Raw genomic sequence first — 25320 nt, 5'->3', positions numbered from 1 at the left:
AGGTAAAGCAGGAAGGCAGAGAAGGAGAGGCTGCCGAAAATCCCTGCCCAGCCCATGAGCGCGCCCCAGGAAAAGGCAAGGCCGAGGAAGAATTGAGGCCAGTCGGTAAAGCGCTTGGCAAAGGGATAGAGCGCAACGATGCCAAGTGACAACACGCCAAGGAGCACGGCAAACCAGTTGAACTGCAACAGCACGAACAGGCCGACCAGCGCCTGTAGCCCGATGAATATCTTTGCCTGCCGATGCGTCACACGACCCGAGGGCAGCGGACGCGAGCGGGTGCGCGCCACCTGCATGTCGATCTCGTGGTCGACAAGGTCATTATAGGTGCAGCCGGCCCCGCGCATGGCGACAGCTCCGAGGAAATACAGGAGCAGATGGTAGAGCAGCAGGGCGCCGGAGAAGACCCGCGGCTCGATTGCGGCGTTGGCAGCGAGCGTCGCCGACCAGAAGCACGGCCACATGAGGAGCTGCCAGCCGATCGGCCGGTCCCAACGGGCCAGTTGCGCATAAGGCCACAGCCAGGGCGGCAGGATGCGATAAACCCAATTATCCGAGGGCGCATCGGCAACGCGCCCGTTAAGACCGTCAATCTGTTGCATGCGGCCATCTAGCGACGGGCAGCACATATGGTCAAGACTCCATCGCCGGCGAGCTGCGCCATCTGCGGCCCGATCGTATCCGCTTCATGTCGCAAGGCTCCTGCCCTGTGGAACGAAGGAGAGTTCATCGGATCACCGGTCGGCCGGCATATCTATCGCTGACGCGCAGCCAGCGCACGCTTCACGTCGTTTTCGGCTCCATCCAGTAAAGAAACCAGGGCCTTGCTCGCGCCGGCGGAATCGCGATTTGCCATGCTCTCCACGACCTGCTGATGCAGGGGCAGCGAATGACTCTGCCCCTGCGGATTGTCGTCGGAAAGCCGAAAACTGATCACCAGCGCTGTCTCGATCAGCGCCGCCAGCGAACCGATCAATTCATTGCCGGACATGCGCAGGATCGCCTGATGAAACGCGAGGTCCGGCACCGCAAACCGCGCGCCATCATCGCCCGCCCGCTCCATATCGGCGAGCAGACCACGCAAATGCTCGATCTCTGCCGGAGTGGCGCGTTCGGCCGCCAGCGCACCAGCCGTCGGCTCGATCGCACGACGCAACTCGAAAAGCGAGCGGGCGTCTTCGGCTGTGGTTCTTCCGCCGTAGCGCCACAAGAGCACATCCGGATCGAGAAAATTCCAATCCTTGCGTGGACGCACGCGGGTGCCGATCTTCGGGCGCGATTCCACCATGCCCTTGCCTGCCAGGACCTTGATCACTTCACGCAGCACGGTGCGGCTCACTCCATGCGCGGCACTCCAATCATCCGCATTCGGCAACGGATCGCCGGGCAAAAGATCGCCTCGCACGATGCTCTGGCCGATCTCGTTGAGCACCCTCGTGTGAAGGCTGCTGCCGGTCATCCCCTCCATGCGCGATGGCGCCACGAAAGCCGCAGATCGAGCTTTCGCATTCTTCCTATTCTTCATACTATTCATACTATTGTCACATCGCTCCCCTATTACCGCCCTCATAGAACAGTCGCTTCAGTGACGTCAACTCACAATATACAAATAAACCCTAATACTCATGTTTAATTAGAATAAAAAACCAATAAATGGAAGCTTTATTATGGATTTACTGACAATATCTCGAGCCTAGATCTCGACTTTTATTTATTACTTCAGCGTATATATTTTCGAAAATCGAAAATGACGCGATTTATAAATCGAATATCGCAAATGTATAATCGCATTTTCGATAGGTTCGACTGCGCGCGCTGAACCAGCACGCGCCCCATTCTCCATGAAAGCATCGCGACCGACCGGCCCTCGAGGCCCGTCGATCGGATCACTGCGCTTTCATCACGCCGCCTTCACCGCCGCTGCCCGCATCAGGTCGGCGGTCCTTCTCGGCTGCGATCAGGCAGCCTTTGCCCTACGAAAAGGAAACTCGAAATGCCATTTATGACCAGAGGTCCCTCAACCAGGGCGCCCATGGCGCAAGCGGCAAGACCGCTCCTCCTCACCGCCCTCCTCTGTACGACGGCCATGCCCGCTTATGCCGTCGAGCCCTGGATCATGGTCGAGAAGTTTACATTCACCGATGATCCCATCACTTATCGCGGTCAGGGTGTGACGACCGACGGCAAGAACTGGTACTTTTCCGGCACGAACGCGCTGGACAAGGTGGACGGCAACTTCAACACGATAACGCGCGACAACAGTGCGATCGACCCGGCTCTCGCCAACCCGTTTGCCGGTGCGCCCAGAGGCCTCAACCATATCGGCGACATCGATTACGCCGACGGATACCTTTACATCTCGCTGGACACCAGCACCCGCGATCCCGTCACCGGCGAGAAATACAACACGCCGGTCTTTGCGATCTATAACGCGAGCGACATGACCTACACGGGCAAGTATTTCGCCCTGACCCCTCCGCACGGCACGCATGACGTTGCGAGCTGGGTGGCCGTGGATGCCAAGAAGGGCCTCCTCTACGGCATGGCCTATGACAATTCCACGGAGATCGCGGTCTACAATCTCTCCGACGGCTCCTTCAAGCAGTACATCCCCCTTTCGAGGACGATCGACCAGGCACAGGGCGGCAAGATCCTCGACGGCTGGATGTATTTCTCCACCGAAAGCGATACAAAATCGCTCTACCGCGCCAATCTGACGACAGGCGAAGTGGAAGAGATCGGCCAGCTCGACACTCCCGGCGACCAGGAAGTCGAGGGTCTCTCTTTCGGCTGGACCAAGGATGGCTGGTCGCTTTATGTCATCAACCGCGAACAGCCCGATCCGCTGCTCGACGAGTCCATCGGCTTCTATCGTTATCTGCGGCCCTACGGCAATGCGCTCTCCGGCGAGGTGCATTCCAGCGTCAAGGGCGCCTTCATCCAGGACAGCCTCTATCTCGACGATGCGGTCGGCCAGCGCCTCCGCTCAGCGTTCAGCGCAGTGGGCACGCCGACGTCGGAGGTCACCTCTTACGACGAGAACGGTTTGACAGGCGCGATCAGCAACACCGAAGGCCTCGCCATCTGGAGCCAGGCGATCGGCGCCAAGAGCACGACCGAGGGAGCGGGCTACGCCGCCGATTTCGACCACTCGACCGGCGGCATCGTCTTCGGCGCCGACGCGGCGGCCGGGACATGGCGTTTCGGGGCGATGGCCGGCTACAGCAATACCAGTTTCGATGTCGACGCCCGCACGTCATCCGGCTCGAGCGACAACGTCCATCTCGGTGTCTATGGCGGCACGCAATGGGGACCGCTCGGCTTCCGAACGGGCGTCTTCTATACTTCGCATGACATCAGCACCAAGCGCCATGTCGTGTTCCCAGCCTTCAACGAGACCCTGTCGGCCGACTACGACGCCCGCACCACCCAGGCTTTCGCGGAACTGGCCTACCGGATGGATTTTGAAGATACCGCTTTCGAGCCCTTCGCCAACCTCGCTTATGCCCGCCTGAAGAGCGACGCCTTCTCGGAAGAAGGCGGCACGATCGCAGCACTGTCAACCGGATCGTCCACTATGGACACCGCTTTCACCACGTTCGGCATTCGCGCTTCGACCGCTATCGATCTGCAGGATACCAAGGCGACCGTGCGCGGCATGCTCGGCTGGCGGCACGCCTATGGCGATGTCACGCCGAGCTCCAAGCTCGCCTTCAACACCGGCGCAAGCTTCGATTCCGTCGGTGCGCCGATTGCCGAGAATGCGCTGACCATGGAAGCCGGCCTGGACTTCAACCTCGCGAAAAACGCGACGATCGGCGCATCCTATGCCGGTCAGATCGCAGGCGAGACCCAGGATCATGCCTTGAAGGTCAATTTCAACGTGAGCTTCTGAGCCGGACCTGAAGTCCGCCGCAGGTCGCGCTCCGGACACCGTTGAAAAAAGACGCCGCAGCGCCTCCCGGGTGCCTGCGGCGTCTTCCGTTTGATACAGTCGGGCAGCACCTTCGTGCGCGGCCCACCAGCCTTACGACACTTTCCGGAGATCCCCGATGAGCCCAGATGCCAGCAACAACCTTGCGACCTATGCCAGCTATCCGAGCCTCCGAGGCCGAAGCGTGTTTATCACCGGCGGGGCGAGCGGCATCGGCGAAAGCCTCGTACGGCACTTCTGCGCCCAGGGCAGCCGGGTCGCCTTCGTCGACATTGCTGAGGAGAGCGGCCGTGAACTCGTCGGTGCGATAGAGGCTGATGGTCACACCGCACCGCTCTTTCTTGCCTGCGACCTGCGCGATATCGACTCGCTTAAGCGCGCGATCGCAAAAGCCGTCGCGCAGAACGGCCCGCTTCAGGTGCTCTGCAACAATGCCGGCAACGACGACCGACACCAGACAGAGGACGTGACCGTCGCCTATTGGGATGACCGCATGGCGATCAACCTACGCCATCAATTCTTCGCCGCTCAGGCCGCCCGGCCCTTCATGAAGGTGCTCGGCGGCGGCTCGATCATCAATTTCGGCTCGATCACCTGGATGGTGGGCGATCCGGATTGCCCGGCCTATGTGACGGCAAAAGCGGCGATCTGGGGGATGACGCGGGCGCTTGCACGGGAGTTCGGCCCCGAACGCATCCGCGTCAACTGCATGGTGCCCGGCTGGGTCATGACCGAGCGGCAGATGCGCCTGTGGCTGACGGAAGCCGGCGAACGACAGATCGCCGAGCGCCAGTGCCTGCCCGACAGGCTGCAGCCTTCCGACATCGCCCGCATGGCACTGTTTCTCGCCGCTGACGACAGCGCCATGTGCACCAGCCAGCAGTTCATCGTCGATGGCGGTTGGGTATGATCACCCAACCCGCTTAGTTCAGCGTGAAATTGAACTTGTAGCTCGCAGACAAGCCGATCAGGAACTGGTTCTTCGAACCTTTCTCGCGAACAAGGCTGCTATCCGCGGCCGGACCGGCAAGGCGCTTGTATTCCGCGAAGGCGCTCGTCGAGAGATTCTCCGTCGCATTCCAGGTCAGCGCTGTGCCTACGCCATAAGACTGCAGGCCGGCCGAGGGATCGTAGGGCGTCAGACCGCTTGCAGCCGCCTGCTGGTCGTTGACGCCGTAATAGGAGTCGAAATAGCCGCCCGTTGCGAAGGTGGCGCGCGGACCACCGGAAAGCTGCAGGTCGGGTGCGATATCGGTAAAGGCGTCGATCGCAACGTCGGCCACGAGGCCGTCATGGGAGCGGATGCCCTGACGAACTTCGGCGCGGGCGCGCAACCAGTCGGTCGGGTAGACTTCCGCGAAGCCGCCGATTTCGGCGCCCCACTTGACCTTCTTCAGGCCGCGCAGATCCTTGTCGTCGCCTTCGTCACGCTCCGGCACATAGCGGCCGACGATACCGGCGCGGAAGCCGCCATTGTCGACAAGAGCGAAGGAGGGATTGTCGTTGCGCGAGGAAAAGCGCGGGCCGGTGCCCTGCCGGCCGATCGAGATCAGCGGGCTGAACTTGAATTCGTTGCTCGACGCACCCTCGAACTTCGGTGCGGAAAAGCCTGATACGCCGACCTTCAAATACCAGTCGCCGGACCACCAGTGACCGCCTTCCTGGGCGGAGGCAGTGCCGAAAGAGGCAAGGGCAATAACTAAAGAGATCGATACGACTGATCGATTAAACACATCCGCACTCCAGAAAACGCAATACAAGAACGGCCGCGGACGGCGGCGATCGGTACATTTATAGAGAGGGTGTTACCTCATTCTTAACCAAGAGAGCGAGATCGAGGGGATCGGAAATTACTTCTGGTTCCAGCGGCGGATGACCGGTTCCGTCAGATCGTGCTCGTAGCCGAGAACGCTGATGCTCGTCGTATCGAGAATAAAGCGCGAGCCGTCTTCCGGCGGCAGGCCGAGCCAGCGCGCGCCGAGCACGCGCAGGAAATGCGAGCTCGAAAAGATCAGGACCGGCGCATTGAGTTGGCGCAGTTCGGCGATGATGCGATCCGCCCGGGCGCCGATATCCTTTACGGCTTCTCCATCCGGGCAACCATCGCGGAAAAGCTGCCAGCCGGGGCGCTTCGAGAGGATTTCCCTGGTCGTAATGCCCTCATAGGCACCGTAATCCCATTCGGCGAGATCGGGCTTGATGATCGCCCCCTCCCCGAACCCGGAGAGCGTGCAGGTGTTGCGCGCCCGTTGGGAGGGACTGGACCAGACGGCGGAGACGGAAAGACCTGCGAGCCGCGGAGCGAGCGCGCGGGCCGCCGCCTCGCCATTGGCGGTGAGCGGAATATCGCTGCGGCCGGTGTGCTGGCCGGATAGCGACCATGCCGTTTCGCCGTGGCGCACGAGGGTGATTTCTGGAAATGCGCTGCTCATGTCCGTCTCTCCAAAAGAAAAAACGCGGCCGAGCCGCGCTTTTGATGTCAGAAGGTGAACTTCTCCAGGGGTGGCCGCGTCGCCTCGAATTCCTTCAGCTTCGCCTCGTTCTCCGGAATATAGTTCCGGTTATCGGGCGTCGCGAACTGGTTCTTGGTGATCTGGATCTGCTCGATGAAGAGTTCGTCCCAGCGGAAGCCGATCTCGGAACCGGCCAGATAGAACTCCCACATGCGGAAGAAGTTCTCGTCGTAAAGTGCGACGGCTTCCGCCTTGCGGGCCACGAAGCGCTCCCGCCAGTGGCGCAGCGTATAGGCGTAATGCAGCGGCAGCACTTCGACATCGCGGGTCAGCAGTCCAGCCTTTTCGACCGGCACCAGCGTCTCGGCGATCGAGGGAATATAGCCTTGCGGGAAGATGTACTTCTCGATGAAGGCGTTTGTGGCAAAGCTCGGCTTCGGACGCGCGATCGAATGCAGCAGCATGATGCCGTTGTCATCCAGGAGCTCATGCACCTTCTTGAAGAAGCTGCCGTAATTGCCGATGCCGACATGTTCGAACATGCCGACCGAGACAATGCGGTCGAACTTCCTGCCGGTCAGGTAGCGATAGTCCTGCAGCTCGAAGCGGACACGATCGGCAAGGCCGCGTGCCTGCGCCCGTTCACGTGAGATCTTCAGCTGCTCTTCGCTGAGCGTGATGCCGGTGACATCGAGGCCGGGCGTCGATTCCGCCAGATACATCGCCATCCCGCCCCAGCCCGAACCGATCTCCAGCACTCGCTGGTTCGGCTGCGGCATAAGCTTTGCCGCGATATGGCGCTTCTTGGCAACCTGCGCCTCCTCCAGGCTGATATCAGGCGGATCGAAATAGGCGCAGGAATACTGCCAGTCCTCATCAAGGAAGAGCTCGAAGAGCTTTTCGGAGAGGTCGTAATGGTGGGCGACATTACGCTTGTTATGGTTGACCGGCATGCGGCTCTTTAATTGCTGCATGGCGATGCGCCCCATCAGCAGGGCAGCCATCTTGAAATCGAAGATTTCGTTGGTGGTGTTCTGCTTCACCAGAGAGAGAAAGTCGTAAATGTTGCCCTGTTCGAGAATGAACCGGCCTTCCATATACATTTCGCCGAGCTTCAGCGTCGGATCGCGACGGATCGCATCCTCGGCTTCCTGATCGGCAAGACGAACGGCAACCGGATTACCGGTGCCATTGCCAATCGTGTGGGTCTCGCCATTGGCAAGAGTAAGGGCCAAAGAACCCTTTCGGACAATTTTTTGGACAATCGATAAGAATGCCGACGCCATGGACGCCTCGCAAATGTGACAGGATGGTCACATCAACTTAATAGCTCTTCGCTGCCTTACAAGCGCCGGATTTAGCACTCCGCAAATTCAATTGCCAAAGTGTGACATTTTTGCAAACTTGAGGGCTAAGCCCTTATTTTCGCTTCATGGCTTCAGCAAGCGCCGCGCCGAAGGCGCCCTGGCTCTGCGGCTTCGCCGATGCGGGACGGCGGTCCTGCTGCGGAGGCGAGCCTGCATTTCCGCGCGACTCACCACGCGGAGAACCCGTCGGAGCGCCGTCATCCTTGCGCATCGAAAGGCCGATGCGCTTGCGTTTTACATCGACTTCGACGACGCGAACCTTGACCACATCGCCCGCCTTCACGATTTCGTGAGGATCCTTGATGAAGCGGTCGGCAAGCTGCGAAACATGTACCAGGCCATCCTGATGCACGCCGATATCGACGAAGGCGCCGAAGGCCGCGACATTGGTGACGGTGCCTTCCAGCACCATGCCCGGCTTCAGGTCGCTGATTTCATCGATGCCTTCCGCGAAGGTCGCAGTCTTGAAGCTCGGGCGCGGGTCGCGGCCCGGCTTATCCAGCTCGGCAATGATATCCTTGACCGTCGGCAAGCCGAACTTCTCGTCGATAAACTTGCGTGGATCGAGCGCCTTCAGGGCGGCGCTGTCGCCCATCAGCGACCGCAGATCACGGCCGCAAGCGGCGACGATCTTCTTTGCCACGCCATAGGCTTCCGGATGCACGGAAGAGGCATCGAGCGGCTCCTTGCCGTCACGGATGCGCAGGAAGCCCGCCGCCTGCTCGAAGGTGCGCTGGCCGAGGCGGGCGACCTTCAACAGATCCTTGCGGCTTTCGAAAGCGCCGTTCTCGTCGCGATGCAGAACGATCGCATCGGCGATCGAGCGTCCGAGACCGGAAACGCGCGCCAAGAGTGGCGCGGAAGCGGTGTTGAGATCGACGCCAACGGCATTCACGGCATCTTCCACGACTGCATCGAGCGAGCGGGAGAGCTTCGTCTGATCGACATCATGCTGATACTGACCGACGCCGATCGATTTCGGCTCGATCTTGACGAGCTCGGCCAGCGGATCCTGCAGGCGGCGGGCGATGGAGACGGCGCCGCGCAGCGAAACGTCGAGCTGCGGGAATTCTGCAGCAGCGGTTTCCGAGGCTGAATAGACCGAAGCACCGGCTTCCGAAACGATGACCTTGGTGGGCTTCGGCGCCGGAAGTGCCGCCAGCATATCGGCCACCAGCTTTTCCGTCTCGCGGCTGCCGGTGCCGTTGCCAATCGCAATCAGATCGACATTGTGCTTGCGAATGAGGGAGGCAAGCTCGGCCTGCGTGCCACGCACATCATTCTTCGGCGGGAACGGATAGACGGTGGTCGTATCGAGCAGCTTGCCGGTACCGTCGATGATCGCGACCTTGACGCCGGTGCGGATGCCCGGATCGAGGCCCATCGTAGCGCGGGAGCCGGCGGGTGCTGCCAGCAGCAGATCCTTGAGATTGCGGGCAAAAACGTGGATCGCCTCTTCCTCCGCCCTTTCGCGCAGTTCGCGCATCAGGTCGAGCGAAAGAGACATGGAAAGCTTCACGCGCCAAGTCCAGCTTGCGACATCCATCAGCCAGCGATCGCCGGGGCGGCTGGCGCCAATCTCGTAGGCGGCGGCGATCATGCGCTCGACCGGCTTGTTCGGCGAGGCGATCTCGGCATCCGCCTCGATCGTCAGCGTCAGCACCTCCTCGTTCCAACCGCGCAGCATGGCAAGCGCGCGGTGGCCGGGCGCGGTCGCCCAACGTTCGGAATGATCGAAATAGTCGGAGAATTTTTCGCCGGTCGCCTGCTTGCCATCCACGACCCTGGCCTTGAGAAGGGCTGCACCGCGCATATGGGCGCGCAGCTTGCCGAGCAGGTCGGCATTTTCCGCAAAACCTTCCGCAACGATGTCACGCGCGCCTTCGAGTGCCGTCTTCACGTCGGGCACGTCGGCGGTGATGGAAGCTTCGGCCAGTGCTGCCGGCTCCTTGCTGCGGTCAGCGAGGATGGCTTCTGCAAGCGGACCGAGGCCGCGCTCGCGGGCAATCTCGGCGCGGGTGCGGCGCTTCGGCTTGTAGGGAAGATAGAGGTCCTCAAGCTCGGCCTTGGTCGTGGCGGCGGTGAGCTTCCCCATCACCTCCGCGCTCATCTTGTCCTGGCCGGTGATGGATCCGATGATCGCATCGCGGCGGGCTTCGAGCTCACGCRGATAGACGAGACGCTCGGCCAGCGTGCGGAGTTGCGTATCATCCAGCCCGCCCGTCACTTCCTTGCGGTAGCGCGCGATGAACGGCACCGTCGAGCCCTCGTCCAGCAGCTCGATCGCCGCCTTGGCCTGATCGGGCCGGGCGTTGATTTCGGCGGAGATACTTGCTGCGAGCGAACGAAGATCAGCGGCCATGAGATTTCCTGCACTTATTAGGGTTGGCGGACCATAGCGGCGAAAAGCGGCAAGGCAATGCCTGCCGCCGCTTTCCACAGCGCAAGACAGCCCTTGGGCCGATTTAAGCATGACGACTGAGGCACAATTGAGCTTTCTTCTTCCTGTTTTTGCGGTTGTGCAGATGCGGCATTCTTTGGTAGCAGAGGCGACCATTTTGGATCGCCCTGCCCTGCGGGCGCTAGGAAAAGAGTACCATGCCGAACCTGCTTCTCGAACTTCGCTCCGAAGAGATCCCCGCCCGCATGCAGCGCAAGGCCGCCGGCGATCTCAAGAAGCTCTTGACCGATGCACTGGTGGAAGCAGGACTGACCTATGAGGGTGCGCGCGAATACTGGACGCCGCGCCGCCTGACGCTCGACATTCACGGCCTGACGGCACGCTCCGCCGATATCCGCGAAGAGCGCAAGGGACCGCGCACCGACGCCAACGAAAAGGCGATCGAAGGCTTCCTGCGCGGCGCCGGCCTTTCCTCCGTGTCCGAAACACAGGTCGTCAGCGATCCTAAGAAGGGCGATTTCTACGTCGCCGTCATCTCCAAGCCCGGTCGCGGCGCTGAAGATATCATCGCCGACGTGATGCCCGGTATCATCAAGGATTTCCCGTGGCCGAAGTCGATGCGCTGGGGCAAGGCCTCCTCGCAGCCAGGTTCACTGCGCTGGGTTCGCCCGCTGCAGTCGATCGTCTGCACCTTCGGCACCGAACATGAAGAAACGGTCGTCATTCCCTTCGAAATCGACGGCATCGTCGCTTCCAACGTGACCTACGGCCACCGCTTCCATGCGCCCGAAGCCATCACCGTCAAGCGCTTCGACGATTACGTCGCGAGCCTCGAAAAGGCGAAGGTCATCCTCGATGCAGAGCGGCGCAAGGACATCATCCTGCATGACGCCCGCGACATCGCCTTTGCGAGCGGGCTGGAACTGGTCGAGGACGAGGGCCTGCTGGAAGAAGTCTCCGGCCTCGTCGAATGGCCGCAGGTGCTGATGGGCTCCTTCGAGGAGGACTATCTTTCGATCCCGTCGGAGATCATTCGCCTAACCATCAAGACCAACCAGAAGTGCTTCGTCACTCGCAAACAGGGTGAAGAGACGCTTTCGAACAAGTTCATTCTCGTCTCGAATATCCAGGCGACGGATGGCGGCAAGGAAATCGTTCACGGCAACGGCAAGGTCGTGCGCGCGCGCCTGTCGGACGCGCTGCATTTCTGGAAGCGCGACCAGGGCAATCTGCCGGACCTCGAAACGCTGGAAGCTTCCGCCAAGAAATTCGGCCTCGACCTTTCCAAGCCGCTCGACCAGCGCATGGCCAAGCTCGATGCACTAAACGTCACCTTCCATGCCAAGCTCGGTACACAGGGAGATCGCGTCGAACGCATCCGGGCAATGGCCGCCAAGATCGCCATGCCTGTTGGCGCCGACTACAAGGTGGTGGATCGCGCCGCCGTTCTCTGCAAGGCGGACCTGCGCACCGAAGCTGTCGGCGAATTCCCGGAACTGCAAGGCGTGATGGGTCGCAAGTATGCGGCGCTGCAGGGCGAAGACATTTCCGTTTCCACCGCGATCGAAGACCATTACAAGCCGCAGGGTCCGTCCGACCGCGTTCCCGACGACAAGGTGGCGATATCAGTAGCGCTGGCCGACAAGCTCGATACGCTCATCGGTTTCTGGGCAATCGACGAGAAGCCTACCGGCTCGAAGGACCCGTTTGCGCTTCGCCGTGCGGCGCTCGGCATCATCCGCATCCTGCTAGAAAAGCGCGCCCGCGTGACGCTTTTGCCGCGCATCATCTCGCATATGCAGCGTATCGATATGGATATCGGCGCCAATGTTGCCATCGATGACCTGTCGCGGCAGTTCGATCTGCTTTCCTTCTTCCACGACCGCCTGAAGGTCTATCTGCGCGAACAGGGCGCGCGTCACGATCTCATTGATGCGGTGCTGACGCCTGAGGCCGACGACCTCCTGATGGTTGCCCGCCGGGTAGAGGCACTGACGGCCTTCATCACGTCAGAGGACGGCATCAATCTGCTTGCCGGCACCAAGCGCGCCACACAGCTTCTGGCCGCCGAGGAGAAGAAGGGCACCGTGGTTGCCGATGGCGTTTCGAGCGCGCTCTTGAAGCTCGACGCCGAGAAGGAACTGTTCGCCGCCATCACCAAGGCTTCGTCGGAAGCTGCCGGCGCCGTTGCGCATGAAGACTTCCGCTCGGCGATGGAAGCGCTGTCGAAGCTGCGCGCTCCCGTCGACCGCTTCTTCACCGATGTGCTGGTCAATGACGAGGATGCCGCGATCCGCGCCAACCGTCTCGCTCTGCTGCGGATGATCCGTGCGGCGACCGGAACGGTTGCAGACTTTTCGAAGATCGCCGGCTGAGCCAGCCGATAACAAAAATGGGGCCTTCCGGCCCCATTTTGCTTTGCGCTCATCGTTCCTTTCGCATCTTGGCGATGGTCAGGGTTTCGCCGGCTCGGCCATAACCGCCATCGACGACTTCATCGACCAGAACCATTGTGTAGGGGCGAACGCCCTCTCCGAAAAAATCGACGAACATGGCCGTCGTCCTGAGGATGATATCCTCCTTCTGCTCTGCAGTCAGAGTACCCTCGGGAAACTTGTAGTTTGCGAATGGCATGATGAACTCCTGCCTGGTTTGCGTTGCGACCCGGCAAGCCTAACGGCATGAGGAACATGCTTGAAATTGATATCAAGTATATGCATTCATCCATGTCATGGATTTACACGGCATCGATCTCAATCTGCTTGTCGCCTTCGACGCCTTGATGAAGGAGCGCAGCGTAACGAAGGCCGGCATCCGCATCGGCCGGACGCAGCCGGCCATGAGTGCTGCGCTGGCGCGATTGCGCGGTCTTCTGAAAGACGAGCTGCTGGTGCGTGGACCGCAGGGTCTACAGCCGACGCCGCGAGCTCTTGATCTCGCCGAGCCGCTGTCGCGGGCGCTTGCCGAGATCCAGCGCACCCTCGATTTCACCCAGGCATTCGACCCCTCGACCTCATCTGCCGCCTTCACGGTCGGCCTCTCCGATCACCCGACCTTCGCGCTTCTGCCGCAGCTCGTTGCCCGGCTGGCCGAGGCGGCTCCGAGTGCCACGTTGCATGTCAGGAATTTCAGTGCCCGTGATGACGCCATCGATCTGCTGGATGCCGGAGAGGTCGATGTAACGGTCGGCGTGCCCTCGACCAAGACGGGCCGCATTCTGACCCAGTCGCTATTCGAAGAGCGCTTCATCTGCATTGTCAGGAAAGATCATCCGACGGCGAAGAACCCGCTGGATCTCGATGCTTTTCTGGCTCTGCCGCACCTGTTGGTCTCGCCGGAGAACGAGCGCTTCGGCCATGTCGATGCGGCGCTGGCGAAAAAAGGGCTTCAACGGCGGCTCGCGCTGACCCTTCCCAATATGTATGCCGCGCCGCTGCTGATCGCCCGCTCGGATATGATTGCCACCTTGATGGCTGGCGTCGTGGCGGCCTCGGGCCATTTGGACGAACTCGTCTTGCTGGAGCCGCCCCTCTCGCTCGGCAGCATCCCCTTTGTCATGTCATGGCATCGGCGCAACGATACCCATCCAGCGCAGCGCTGGTTCCGGACGTGCATTTCCGATGCGGCGCCGAGCATGGGGCGCTTTCCGAGCATCTTCGCACAAAAGAACACGGCCGCCGGGGAAACCGGCGGCCGCTAATATTTTGGTGATGAAAAGGCCTGATGTCTGCGCGCCGTCTTTAAGCGGCGCGGCGACCCTGATGCATGGCGGGGGCGACACCGGTAGAGCTGATGCGGAAGCCTCTGATAAGGCCGAGCAGTTCGTCGGTGTCGGCAGCCAGCGTTTCGGCCGATGCCGTGGTCTCTTCGGCCATGGCGGCGTTCTGCTGGGTGGCGGCATCGAGCTGGTTCATCGAGGACGAGATCGAGCGCAGCGTCGTATCCTGTTCGGAGGCGCTGTGGGCGATCTTGGCGACGATCTCGTTGGCAGCCTTGATCTGGTCGGAGATGCGCTTCAGCGCTTCGCCTGCCTCGCCGACGAGACGGACACCATGGTCGACCTGGCTGGAAGAACGGGCGATCTGATCCTTGATCTCCTTGGCAGCAGCGGCAGAGCGCTGGGCCAGTTCGCGCACTTCCTGGGCGACGACGGCAAAGCCCTTGCCGCTTTCGCCGGCACGCGCTGCCTCGACACCAGCGTTGAGCGCCAGCAGGTTCGTCTGGAAAGCGATCTCGTCGATGACGCCGATGATCTTGGTGATCTCAGACGAGGACTTTTCGATGCCGCTCATGGCTTCGATGGCCTGGGTGACGATCGCATCGCTGTGGGTGGCTTCGGTCGAGACCGAGTGAACCCGCTTGCTGGCTTCATGGGCACCGTCGGCCGTCTGGCGGACGGCAACGGTCAGCTCATCGAGAGCAGCCGAGGTTTCTTCCAGGCTTGCGGCCTGGCGCTCGGTGCGCTGCGACAGTTCGTTGGAGGCGCGGCGGATTTCTTCCTTGGCCACGCCGATATCACCGCCCTTGGCGCTGACCTGGGCCATGGCGGCCTCCAGATGCGAGAGCGCATCGTTGAAGTTGTCGCGCAGGGCCGCATACTTCTGGCCGATATCGGCGCAGCGCACCGTCAGGTCGCCGCGGGCGATCTGCTCAAGCGCCTGGCCGATGGTGCTGACGACGCGAGCCTGAACGGTCGCCTCGTCCTGCTGATGACGCTGGTTGCTTTCGCGCTCGCTTTCGAGAGCCAGTTGCTGGGCAGCCTCGCGATCGGACATCGCGTGGCGTTCCCGGATCTTTTCCTGCAGCGACTGCGTCGCCTTCGCCATCATGCCGACTTCGTTGTTCATGCCGGTATGCGGGATATCAAGGGAAACATTCTCGTCGGCAACCGCCTGAAGCGCGTTGTGCACGTCCTTCAACGGGTTCGATATGCCGCGGATGAAGTAGAAGGCGGCACCAATGCCGGCGACGAAGACGATGGCGCAGGCCGTGAGAGCCTTCCACATCGTCTCGTTGACCTTGGCCTGCAGGTCATCGAGATAAACGCCTGTGCCGACGACAATCTTCCAGGGCTCGAAAGCCTTTGAATAGCCGCCCTTGAGAAAGACCTGGTTTTCCGGCTGACCGGGCTTGGTCCAGTAGTAGTAGGTACGGCCGCCGCCGGCCTTGCCATGGTCGACGAGGGCCTGGCTGAATTTCGCGCCTGTCTTGTCGACCTGACCACTCATATCCTTGCCGAGATTGACCGGGCTCGGATGGAAGATCTGGATGACGTTGTAGTCGAAGCCGAAGAGATAGCCTGATGGCTGGAAGGTCACGCGCTTCAGGATGTCGAAGGCTTCGGCTTGGGCAGCCTCATGTGTCATCTGCCCAGCCTTCTCGCGTTCGTAGAAGGTGTTAAGGACGGAGATGCCCGATTCGACCTGCGTGCGAAGCATATCGAAGCGCTCATCATAGATCGCCTGCTCGGATGTACGGATTTCAAAATAGGTTGCGACTGCAAATGCGGCCATCAAAACACCGACCAGCGCGAAAAGCTGATGGGCAATCTTGAGCTTCTTCATGATTGACCTCACGGAAAAGGTGAAAAGCAATATCCCGGATCGGTCAACTCCCGACCTGCGCGCGAGAGTCGCGCGCCCAGCTAGCGCAATCATGCACTCTCCGGTCCTCCGTAAGTAAAATTATAATGAATGATTAAATTATCTTTTAACAAACACAGGACTTCTACTCGGCGCGCCTAGTAGAATTGACAGGTATCTTCTTGCAGACTTGTACAGGTTGCAACCATCAATAGTTGCAATCAAATAAATTAGCGCATACTTATTGAACAGAGAACAACACACCTGCGTCTCTTCAGGGGCACTTTCAGTCCACCATGGTGGGTCCGTGCAACGATCAAACTCTGATCGGGTGGATGCGATAAACCGGGTCAGAAACGGAGCTGGAAGGCGGAAGCGTCGAGAGGAACGGGTTGTTCCATGCCGGCAGCTATGGGTTTCGCACCGCCGCTGACCACGGCCGCCGTTGCCTCGTTGTCGATACCTTCTGCGGGCACGACCGGAGCGAGAGCCAGCATCTGTTCTGGGGTGGCTTTGCTCACAAAGAGAACGGGAGAGCCGCCCATCCAGTTTTCGGTGCGATAAATCTTCTTCTCGCCGTCGATGTCACGGACTTCGGCCTGCTGGAAAGCGCCGGGGCGCAGCTCCGGTACCGAATACTCCCTCTTGGAGGCTTCGGTCTGAGGCGGCGGGCAATGGCCGCAAGTTTCAATGATGATGCTGCCGGCTTCCTTCGGCTTGCTCGGCCCGATCACTTCGATCGAGGCGGCCATGGCGGAACCAGCCGCCAGCAGGAACACTGCACTGAGGAAAATCTGACGCATCAACGCTACCCCGGTCTCACTTGACAGCAGCGGCCGGAAAACGGTCCACCACTCTCCGTTTTTGTTCAAGCATCGGATTGTCCGAAAACCGTTTCACACTTTTCGGTCCGATGCATCAGGAGCCAAGATTAACGCAGCTTTGTTTCCATCCCGTCAGAAGAAAGGGTAAAAATTTAGCGAAACAGGCCGTTGTCTGCCCGTTTCCTATGCCTTTTCGCGTTCAACCGCGCGCCAGCCGATATCGCGGCGGCAGAAACCGTTTTCCCATTTCACCCCGCCCAGCAGGGCATAGGCGCGGTCCTTCGCCTCGCCGACCGTGCGGCCCGTTGCCGTCACGTTCAGGACGCGGCCGCCGGTGGCAACGAGCGCGCCATCCTTCAGCGATGTGCCGGCATGAAACACCTTCCCGCCCTCGCCGGCTTCCGGCAGTGCGAGGATCGGGGTGTTCTTCTCATAGGAGCCCGGATAACCTTTCGAGGCCATGACGACGGTCAGGGCGGGATCATCGCTCCATTCCGCCTTGACCTGGTCCAGCGTGCCGTTGGCACAGGCAAGCAGCAGCGGMAGGAGATCGCTCTTCAGCCGCATCATCAGCACCTGGCATTCCGGATCGCCGAAGCGGACATTGTATTCGATGAGTTCCGGCCCCTTGGCGGTGATCATCAGGCCCGCGAAGAAAACCCCGCTGAAGGCATGGCCGCTTTCGGCCATGCCGCGGATGGTCGGCTCGATGATTTCCTTCATCGTGCGCTCGGTCATCTCGGCTGTCATGACGGGTGCTGGCGAATAAGCGCCCATGCCGCCGGTGTTCGGGCCGGTATCGCCTTCACCGACGCGCTTGTGATCCTGCGCGGTCGCGAGCGGCAGAGCGCTCTGCCCGTCGCAGAGGCAAAAGAAGCTCGCCTCCTCGCCATCCAGATAGGCTTCGACGACGACTTCGGCCCCGGCCTCGCCGAAGGCACCCTCGAAGCAATCGTCCACCGCAGCCAGTGCCTCGTCCAGCGTCATGGCGACGGTCACGCCCTTGCCGGCAGCGAGGCCATCAGCCTTGACGACGATAGGGGCACCCTGCTCACGGATATAGGCCTTTGCCTTCGGGGCATTGTTGAAGCGCTGATAGGCACCGGTAGGGATATTGTACCGCGCGCAGATGTCCTTGGTGAAACCTTTGGAGCCTTCGAGTTGGGCAGCGCCCGCCGACGGGCCGAAGACCGCAAAACCTGCGGCCCGCAAGTCGTCGGCAATACCGGCGACCAGCGGGGCTTCCGGGCCGACGACGACGAAATCGATCGTCTTTTCGCGGCAGAAGGCGATGACGGCATCGTGGTCGTCGATATCAAGCTCAACCAGTGCCGCATGTTCGGCGATGCCGGGATTGCCGGGGGCGGCGTAGAATTCCGTCATCAGCGACGATTGCGCCAGCTTCCAGGCGAGTGCGTGCTCGCGTCCACCCGATCCGATCAACAGAACCTTCATGCCTGATCCCCTTGCTGCTGGTCTGGCCTGTTGGCCTGGCCTGTTGGTCTGGCGGTTAAGCATGAAGGCCCGAAAGGTCAAGCAGGAAAGCTTACCAGCCCCCACCTCCGCCGCCTCCGCCACCCCCACCGGACGAACCGCCACCTGAAAAACCCGAGGACGAGCTGGAGGGCGGCGGCGACGGAATGGTGGAGGCGATCGTCGAGGCCATCGATGACGAGAAGCCGCCAATGCGATCCGAAAAGCTGCCGCTGTTGAAATTGCCGGAATACCAGCCGGGGCTATAGGCTGCTGCAGCGGCCCCTGCGGCAGCGGCAGCCAGCCAGGTCTCGAAGGTGCGCGACCACGGCTTTTCGACACCGAGCGCTACGGCATAAGGCAGCAGCGTTTCGAAATGCTGCGGCGACATTTGCGGCGCCCCGGCCATGTTCATGCGGTCTTTTTCGGCGAGTGTCAGATATTGCCGCAGGCCGTCGACACCGGCGGTCATCTTGGCGCCGAGCGGCGTCGGCGCTCCCATGATGAAGAAATAGAGGATGTTGAACAGCACGATGCCGCCCACCGCAAAAAGCATGGGCGTTTCGTGGAATTCCATTAGCGAAGAGCCGAGCGCCAGCACGACGGTCGAGAGAATGCTCAATCCTACGAAGACCGCAATCGCGATCGCAATGACCACGAAAATCTTGCCTACAAGCGAGCGGCCACGGTGCAGCGCCTTCGCAAAACCTGCGACGAAGACGGACAGGAAAACGGAGATGCCGATGGGGATGATCATCAGCGCGATCGTATCCGGCTCCAGCGAGCCAAAGACGAAGAGCGCCACCRGGGCCGCGGCACTCAGGATCACGCCGCCGGTGATGTAGCCGGCATTGGAATTGTAATATTTGCCGCGATGCTCCCGTTCGATCGAGGAGCGGAAGCTCTGGCCTACGGATTTGACCTTCTCGCCGTTGGCCTTGTCGATAGTGAGTGCATCGCCGCTGCCGCCGACGGCCTTCAGGAGTTCCGCCTCGCCAGCCTGGAGCTTCTCCTTGCCGAGCGGCTTGTCGGTGCGGCGAATGATGATGGAGTCCTTGAGGTCGTCGAGCCTGACATAACCGCGCACGGCAAGATCGAGCGCCGTGGCCGAAAGAGCCGTCCAGCCCTGGCCGGAAAAGCCTCTGTTGTCGATGTAATTGACGAGGGCCGGAGAGATGCCGGATGGCGGATCCCAGCGCGGCACGACGATCTCACGCGCCGGATCGCGGCCAACCTTCAGCCAGGAGCGCGTGTAATAGAGGAAGACGAGGATGAGACCGCCAAAACCGATGAAATAGTCTCGGTTGTCGCTGAACCACCAGCTGCTTTCCTGATCGGCGCTCGGCGGATCGATCGCACCCTTCGGGAGTTTTGCGGCAAAGGTCAGCCCCTCCTCTTCGCCGAGGGGCGCGGTGGTCGCGACGACCAGGCGGCCGTCGTCTACGCTCGCTCGAGCATTCTTGCCGGTTGCACCGACGGGGCCAGTGAAGAAGGTGACATCTTCGGGCACAACGCCCTGTGGAAAGGTGACCGTCGCTACTGCAGAGCGGATCGGAAAAATCCAGCCGTTGCCGGTCACGTTCCAATAGAGCTCGTCATGATCGTCGAAGTAGCGGATCTGACGGTTCGTTTTGTAGGTGAAGACATATTGGTGGCGGCCGGGAGAGATCGTGACGTCTTCGGAGCCGGCATAGATGCGTATTCCGCCGGAAATGGATTCCGTATGCCAGGGTTCGTCCTGGCCGTCGCGCTTGACCGAGACGACGCTGAAATCGACGCTGCGGCGTCGGCCGCCCGCATCCCTGAAGGTCAGCGGAAAATCGCGGAAGATGCCTCGCCGGATACGGTCGCCCTCGGCATTGACGGTGATCGTTTCCGACACCGTCATCGCCCCGCTCTTTTCCAGCTGGATGGCGGAATCGAAGGAGGCGATGAATTCGGCGCCTATGGCTGCCCGTGCCGAAAGCGCGATCAGCAGTACGAAACAAATGCCGAAAAACCGCCGGACCATGTCCCCTCCCCCGGTTGCGGCTCAGCCCTGATTTGTTCAGGGCTCGTCCTTGTAGGTAACCCCCAGCTCCGCGAGCGTGCGCCAGTAAGCAGGGAAGGTCTTGCCGACACAATCGGGATCGAGAATGGTAATGCCATCGATCTTCAGGCCGGCAAGCGCGAAACTCATGGCGATGCGGTGATCGGCGAAGGTGTCGATTTCGGCCGGCAACGTTTGACCCGCAAGGTCAGGATCGGAATGGACGATCAGATCGTCGCCTTCCTCAACCGCCAGACCTTCGCGGATGTTGTTGAGCCCCGTGGACAGGGCACGGATACGGTCGCATTCCTTGACGCGCAGGTTGGCAATGCCGACGAAACGGACCGGCGTCTCGTTGAAAGCGGCGAGCACGGCGATCGTCGGGACAGCGTCCTGCATTTGCGAACCGTCGATTTCGGCCGGCAGGTTCGGGAACTTGGCGATCGTCTCGTAGGCCTTGGCATCCGGCTGGGTGAAAGCATCACTCGGCACGCCGAGATCGATCTTGCCGCCGCTCAGCACTTCGGCCGCCCAGAGATAGGTTGCAGCAGATGCATCGGGCTCGATGACGAACTCGGCTGCAGTATAGCCGGTCGGCTCGACACGCCAGGTCGYGGCATCGAGTTGATCAACCTTGGCGCCGAAGGCTTCCATGGCGGCAAGAGTGAGATCGACATACCCGCGGGCGCCGATGTCAGTGCCGGCAAGCGCAATCGTGACAGGTGCGTTGGCGCCCTGCTTGGCGAGCGGTGCAGCCATCAAAAGCGCCGAAACGTACTGGCTCGACAGCCCGGCATCGATCTCGACGCGGCCGGAGGCGAAATGGCCGTTGCCGCGCACGGTCACCGGCGGGCAGCCGGTCGGGGCTTCGGCATCCAGGCCCAGCGATTTAAGCGCTGCGACCAGCGGGCCGATCGGCCGCTTGCGCATATGCTCGTCGCCATCGACTACAACAGTACCCTCGACGGCGGCAACGGCAGCCGTCAAAAAGCGTGTCGCCGTGCCGGCATTGCCGAGAAAGAGCGGCACTTTCGGCTGATGAAGCTTGCCGCTGCCGGTCACCACGAAGGTCGTGTCGTCGGGCTCGTCGATCTGCACACCCATGGCCCTGAGCGCCTCGGCCATATATTTCGTGTCGTCGCTCTTCAGCGCGCCGGTCAGCCGGCTCGTACCCTTGGCGAGGCCCGCCAGCAGCAGGGCGCGGTTGGTAATCGACTTGGAGCCCGGCGGCACGGCACGACCGGCCAGCGGCTTGCCCGGCGGGATGATGGTGAGCTTGGCTTTACTCATTGCGCTTGTCTCTTTTGTCCATTGCAGCGGCCGTGCACGGCCATGTTGGACTGCTCATAGCAGTTTTTGTGCAAAGACAAAGGTCAGAACTTGACTGATGGTACGGCGCGATCGGCCTCGTTGGCGATTTCGAAATATTCGCGCTTGGCGAAGCCGAACTGGCCGGCGACGAGGTTCGAGGGGAAGCTCTCGACCTTGACGTTCAGATCGCGGGCCGCGCCGTTGTAATAGCGGCGCGCCATCTGGATTTCGCTTTCCATCGTTTCGAGCGAGGCCTGAAGCTCGGAGAAATTCTGGTTGGCCTTGAGGTCGGGATAGGCTTCGGCGAGCGCCATCACCCGGCCGAGCGCCTGGCCGAGCAGACCTTCCGCCTGCGCCCTGCCGGCAACATCGCCAGCGGGAACGGCCTGCGCCCTGTTGCGGAGCTCGACGACCTCCTCGAGCGTGGTCTTTTCATGGGCGGCGTAGCCCTTGACGGTCTCGATCAGGTTCGGGATCAGATCAGCACGACGCTTCAGCTGTACATCGATGCCGGACCAGGCCTCTTCGGCCATCTGCCGGGAACGGACGAGGCCGTTGTAGATGAAGATGACGTAGAGTGCGATGAGGACAACAACAGCGAGTATTATGTACATGCGAATGCGCTCCCAGCTCTGATGGTCGGACGTTAATGCTTCGACGCAGTAAAGTCATGATGGCACGGGAATGCTTCTGCCGATTTCGTGAGACTTTGAAGGCTGAGAGCTAGTTCTAGGATTTTTTCAACCAATCAGGAGCGTAGGCATCCATGTTCTCGCTCGCCAGCCACTGATTGAAACGCTCGGTCCAGCGTTTGTCTGCGCCAAATGCTATGGCGAATGGAAGGCAACGCTCGTAGCGTTCTATCGACATTTTCGGCCCATCTATCTTGCCGAGAAAATAACGATTTAGCGCCAACAGTTTGTTACGGAGCTGACGTTGTGTCGGTGTTGGCATGCGCTTCATCCTGAGAGCGACAACAAGTGCGGCAATATCAACGAGAATGGCCAGCACATATGGCCACTGTTCGCTGACAAGCTCGGCCGTGGTGATGTGGTACAGCGCAATAATCGCTAACACCGGTAGACCTACATATAAACCGAACGCGTCCTTAAAATTGTTGGGCCAATTGATCCGCTCCGGGCGCAGGATTCCCATCGCGACAAAAAGAGACATCAGCAATATACCGCATACTGCCACAGAATAGAGCAATAGACCCGAAAAATACGCAACCCCAACGCTAAGAACCAGGACAGAAAGTACAGTCAACAATTTACTGCGATCCACCCCACTACTTAAGCGCCCGTATTCCTCGACAACTTTCTTGTGCAGCTCTCCGTTCAAATTGTTCCAAGCGCGCATAATTCTGCGCCGATCATCGACAGGCTTTTCTTTCTCGATCTGCTCGAAGACCAGACGGCTGGCGGCCGGAAGACTATACCACCTGACACCAGTCACCTTGCCTTTTCGTGCTTTCTTGGCGGACAATTCCGAAGCCTCGGCGTCTTCATTCAGGCCGGAAATGCGGAACTTTCGCTTCACCGCGAGATGGCAGACAGAAGCCAGAAACGCGGTCTTTGCCGCGTCCTCCTTCCAATTCCAGAACAGATAGGCGGCCAGAGCAGGAGATGTGGTCCGTACCACTTTGGTATCGACGTCCGCCAAGTTCCCAGGCAACTGCCACTTGGATCGCAATCTCAATGCGACGAACAGGCCTGCAATCAACGGCCCCGCAATGCTTATGAAGATCAAAAAATGATCGGAGAGCCACCAGCGCGCTTGCGTCCCGATCGTCGCCTGCCGAAAAGTTCCTTTCGGATATTCGATCTCAATATCAGGTAGCACCCGGTCGGGCTCACCTGCAGCAATAGATACTTCGATCTCGCCGGGTACATTTTGCGTCATTTCATAAGCTGGAAGGTCAAGCTTCAAAGGGCGCAGCACTCCCCCGGGCGGAATCGTCAGAACAACAGTCTTCTCGGCGCTCCAGTCATGAACACGGCCCATATAGGCAGGCAGGACAAGAACCTGGCGATCGCCCTCTTCACGCACCAGACGGCCTAATTTGTAGATGATCTTGATATAGCTGACGCCGACTGGAATGTTGGTAGGGCAGCGCTTACAATGCTTCCTGCCGATATAGATCGAGTAGCCCGGTACATTCTGTTCTACAAAATGATGTTCTTCACGCCCGTCGTGTTGGGTAGAAAAAAGCTCGAAATCTCGCCGGTGAACGTTACCTGACGCATCCTTGAAGCGTTGCGGTATATCAGTGTAGACGCCACCGTAATTGGTCGACTTCTTGACGGCGATGGCGAAGTTTTCCGACACTTCAGCACTGCCGTCATCGGACACTTCGACCGTCGTCTTTACGGATTTGACAACGAACTCTGCGTCAAAATTGCCGCATGACGTCAGCAATGCGGAAAACACGCATAAAATAGTCCACGATGAGAGCACTCGGAGCAGTCCGCTCGGACAACTCGCAGATGAAATTCTAAAACAAACAGGCTTGCTCTTCAAAGGGCGTCCCGAATCTATACTTCAATTTTACCGCACAACGAGACAATGTAAGAGCGGTCCATGCAACGCAAAAGAAGCATGGTTCAAGAACCAGAGTTTTTTTCGGGACTGCTTTTAGGCCGCTTCTTTGGGGAGGTTAAAACCACCCGCATCCGTCAGCAGGAAGGCTTCGCCGCACGCCTTGGCGAGCGTGCGCACCCGCAGGATGTAGCTCTGGCGCTCTGTCACGGAGATCACACCGCGGGCATCAAGCAGGTTGAAGACGTGGCTGGCCTTGATGCACTGGTCGTAAGCCGGGAAGACGCATTTGTGCAGGCGCTGGTTGGCGTCGCCACCGGGCGCGCCGGCGGCGAGAAGCGCCTGGCATTCCTTCTCGGCATCGATGAAATGGCGATGCAGCATCTCGGTATTGGCGAATTCGAAGTTGTGGCGGGAATATTCCTGCTCTGCCTGCAGGAAGACATCTCCATAGCTGATCTTCTCGTCGCCTTCACGGCCGTTGAAGTTCAGGTCGTAGACATTGTCGACGCCCTGCACATACATGGCAAGGCGCTCGAGACCGTAGGTCAGTTCACCCGCAACCGGCGAGCATTCGATACCGCAAATCTGCTGGAAATAGGTGAACTGGGAGACTTCCATACCGTCGCACCAGCATTCCCAGCCGAGACCCCAGGCGCCGAGCGTCGGGCTTTCCCAATCGTCCTCGACGAAGCGGATATCGTGCAGCAGCGGGTCGAGGCCGATTGCTGACAGTGAACCGAGATAGAGTCCCTGCAGGTTCGGCGGGTTCGGCTTCAGGATGACCTGATACTGATAGTAGTGCTGAAGGCGGTTCGGGTTTTCGCCGTAGCGGCCGTCGGAGGGGCGGCGGGACGGCTGGACGTAGGCGGCCTTCCACGGCTTGGGCCCAAGCGCGCGCAGCGTGGTGGCCGGGTGGAAGGTGCCGGCACCCACTTCCATGTCATAGGGCTGCAGAACCGCACAACCCTTGTCCGCCCAGTAGTTATGCAGGGTCAGGATCAGCGCCTGGAAGGAGCGCTTCGGGTTCATATGGTCAGGAATAGTCGCGGACATGGAACGGCACCGATTGCTTGAAATATGTGCGCGACAGGTGCCACGGAGCACCGCAGGGGTCAAGACTTTTGCATTTTGTCCTGACAAGGCCAGCAAGCATCACGCCTGTCGACGCTATCGATCATCGCCGACAGCGCACAGAACATGCTTTCGGCCTACTCCTCTTCTCGTTTCAGGCGGTATTCACCGGTTGTCGGATCCTTCACCAGCGTGCCGATCGCACCGGTCTGGCGCTCCTTTTCGGCGCGACGGGACTTTTCGGCAAGCTTGCGCGCATCGGAGACGAAGCGACGGTAGAGCCACCACGCCGCGCAGACGAGGATCAATAACGTGATAAGCTGTGCCATGTCCC

At 60.2% G+C, this 25320-nt stretch carries 20 protein-coding genes; 4 read left to right on the top strand and 16 right to left on the bottom strand.

All coding sequences use genetic code 11. The features are described from left to right. Nucleotides 1–602 (bottom strand): UbiA family prenyltransferase (locus AC1D35_RS10015; RefSeq protein ID WP_477938562.1); only part of this gene is annotated, 602 nt, incomplete at its 3' end. A 152-nt stretch (nucleotides 603–754) separates the two neighbouring features. Then, complete coding sequence (locus tag AC1D35_RS10010; protein WP_477853984.1) at nucleotides 755–1459, bottom strand: FadR/GntR family transcriptional regulator; 705 nt, start codon at nucleotides 1457–1459, stop codon at nucleotides 755–757. Nucleotides 1460–1993: 534 nt separating this feature from the next. Here AC1D35_RS10010 and AC1D35_RS10005 point away from each other — a divergent pair. Next, entirely contained in the window at nucleotides 1994–3895 is a 1902-nt protein-coding gene (locus AC1D35_RS10005; RefSeq protein ID WP_113310708.1) for an autotransporter domain-containing protein, read from the top strand. 157 nt (nucleotides 3896–4052) lie between these two features. Further along, nucleotides 4053–4844, top strand: a complete 792-nt coding sequence (locus tag AC1D35_RS10000; protein ID WP_113310707.1) for an SDR family oxidoreductase — start codon at nucleotides 4053–4055, stop codon at nucleotides 4842–4844. 13 nt (nucleotides 4845–4857) lie between these two features. On the opposite strand, the gene AC1D35_RS09995 is transcribed toward AC1D35_RS10000, so the two are convergent. From AC1D35_RS09995 to AC1D35_RS09980, 4 genes are all read right to left on the bottom strand, one after another. Further along, the gene (locus tag AC1D35_RS09995; RefSeq protein WP_113310706.1) at nucleotides 4858–5667 is read right to left on the bottom strand and encodes a MipA/OmpV family protein; all 810 of its coding nucleotides are present in this window, start codon (nucleotides 5665–5667) and stop codon (nucleotides 4858–4860) included. A gap of 117 nt (nucleotides 5668–5784) precedes the next feature. After that, nucleotides 5785–6366, bottom strand: a complete 582-nt coding sequence (locus tag AC1D35_RS09990; protein ID WP_113310705.1) for a histidine phosphatase family protein — start codon at nucleotides 6364–6366, stop codon at nucleotides 5785–5787. A gap of 47 nt (nucleotides 6367–6413) precedes the next feature. Then, nucleotides 6414–7673 carry an SAM-dependent methyltransferase gene (locus tag AC1D35_RS09985; protein ID WP_113297246.1) on the bottom strand — a complete coding sequence of 420 codons (1260 nt, stop codon included), beginning with the start codon at nucleotides 7671–7673 and terminating at the stop codon, nucleotides 6414–6416. A gap of 133 nt (nucleotides 7674–7806) precedes the next feature. Further along, entirely contained in the window at nucleotides 7807–10116 is a 2310-nt protein-coding gene (locus tag AC1D35_RS09980; protein ID WP_477938561.1) for a Tex family protein, read from the bottom strand. A 236-nt stretch (nucleotides 10117–10352) separates the two neighbouring features. Between AC1D35_RS09980 and glyS the strand changes: the two genes are divergently transcribed. Next, the gene (gene glyS / locus AC1D35_RS09975; RefSeq protein ID WP_113310703.1) at nucleotides 10353–12530 is read left to right on the top strand and encodes a glycine--tRNA ligase subunit beta; all 2178 of its coding nucleotides are present in this window, start codon (nucleotides 10353–10355) and stop codon (nucleotides 12528–12530) included. A gap of 49 nt (nucleotides 12531–12579) precedes the next feature. On the opposite strand, the gene AC1D35_RS09970 is transcribed toward glyS, so the two are convergent. After that, nucleotides 12580–12789, bottom strand: coding sequence for a tautomerase family protein (locus tag AC1D35_RS09970; protein WP_113297249.1), 210 nt, complete (start codon nucleotides 12787–12789; stop codon nucleotides 12580–12582). Between the two features lie 97 nt (nucleotides 12790–12886). On the opposite strand from AC1D35_RS09970, the gene AC1D35_RS09965 reads away from it, so the two are divergent. Then, nucleotides 12887–13855 (top strand): LysR family transcriptional regulator, encoded by a 969-nt coding sequence (locus AC1D35_RS09965; protein ID WP_113310702.1) that lies wholly within the window; start codon nucleotides 12887–12889, stop codon nucleotides 13853–13855. Nucleotides 13856–13895: 40 nt separating this feature from the next. Here AC1D35_RS09965 and AC1D35_RS09960 read toward each other — a convergent pair whose 3' ends face one another. The 9 genes from AC1D35_RS09960 to AC1D35_RS09920 all read right to left on the bottom strand — a co-directional run bounded on the left by AC1D35_RS09960 (nucleotide 13896) and on the right by AC1D35_RS09920 (nucleotide 25315). After that, entirely contained in the window at nucleotides 13896–15719 is a 1824-nt protein-coding gene (locus AC1D35_RS09960; protein ID WP_115035621.1) for a methyl-accepting chemotaxis protein, read from the bottom strand. 368 nt (nucleotides 15720–16087) lie between these two features. Further along, entirely contained in the window at nucleotides 16088–16540 is a 453-nt protein-coding gene (locus AC1D35_RS09955; protein ID WP_113312130.1) for a plant virulence effector HPE1-like domain-containing protein, read from the bottom strand. Between the two features lie 204 nt (nucleotides 16541–16744). Next, entirely contained in the window at nucleotides 16745–18016 is a 1272-nt protein-coding gene (gene purD, locus AC1D35_RS09950; protein WP_113312131.1) for a phosphoribosylamine--glycine ligase, read from the bottom strand. A 91-nt stretch (nucleotides 18017–18107) separates the two neighbouring features. Further along, complete coding sequence (locus AC1D35_RS09945; protein ID WP_477938560.1) at nucleotides 18108–20045, bottom strand: DUF2207 domain-containing protein; 1938 nt, start codon at nucleotides 20043–20045, stop codon at nucleotides 18108–18110. 36 nt (nucleotides 20046–20081) lie between these two features. Then, the gene (aroA, locus tag AC1D35_RS09940; RefSeq protein ID WP_477938559.1) at nucleotides 20082–21353 is read right to left on the bottom strand and encodes a 3-phosphoshikimate 1-carboxyvinyltransferase; all 1272 of its coding nucleotides are present in this window, start codon (nucleotides 21351–21353) and stop codon (nucleotides 20082–20084) included. 83 nt (nucleotides 21354–21436) lie between these two features. Then, the gene (locus AC1D35_RS09935; RefSeq protein WP_113295172.1) at nucleotides 21437–21988 is read right to left on the bottom strand and encodes a LemA family protein; all 552 of its coding nucleotides are present in this window, start codon (nucleotides 21986–21988) and stop codon (nucleotides 21437–21439) included. 115 nt (nucleotides 21989–22103) lie between these two features. Further along, nucleotides 22104–23804 (bottom strand): DUF2207 family protein, encoded by a 1701-nt coding sequence (locus tag AC1D35_RS09930; protein ID WP_477855677.1) that lies wholly within the window; start codon nucleotides 23802–23804, stop codon nucleotides 22104–22106. A 204-nt stretch (nucleotides 23805–24008) separates the two neighbouring features. Then, the gene (locus tag AC1D35_RS09925) at nucleotides 24009–24968 is read right to left on the bottom strand and encodes a glycine--tRNA ligase subunit alpha (protein ID WP_113308203.1); all 960 of its coding nucleotides are present in this window, start codon (nucleotides 24966–24968) and stop codon (nucleotides 24009–24011) included. Nucleotides 24969–25123: 155 nt separating this feature from the next. After that, nucleotides 25124–25315 (bottom strand): hypothetical protein, encoded by a 192-nt coding sequence (locus AC1D35_RS09920; RefSeq protein WP_113295170.1) that lies wholly within the window; start codon nucleotides 25313–25315, stop codon nucleotides 25124–25126. Nucleotides 25316–25320 lie beyond the last annotated feature (5 nt).

This window comes from Rhizobium sp. P1_E6 (genome assembly GCF_056405875.1).
This window is presented reverse-complemented; position numbering and strand designations above follow the sequence as displayed.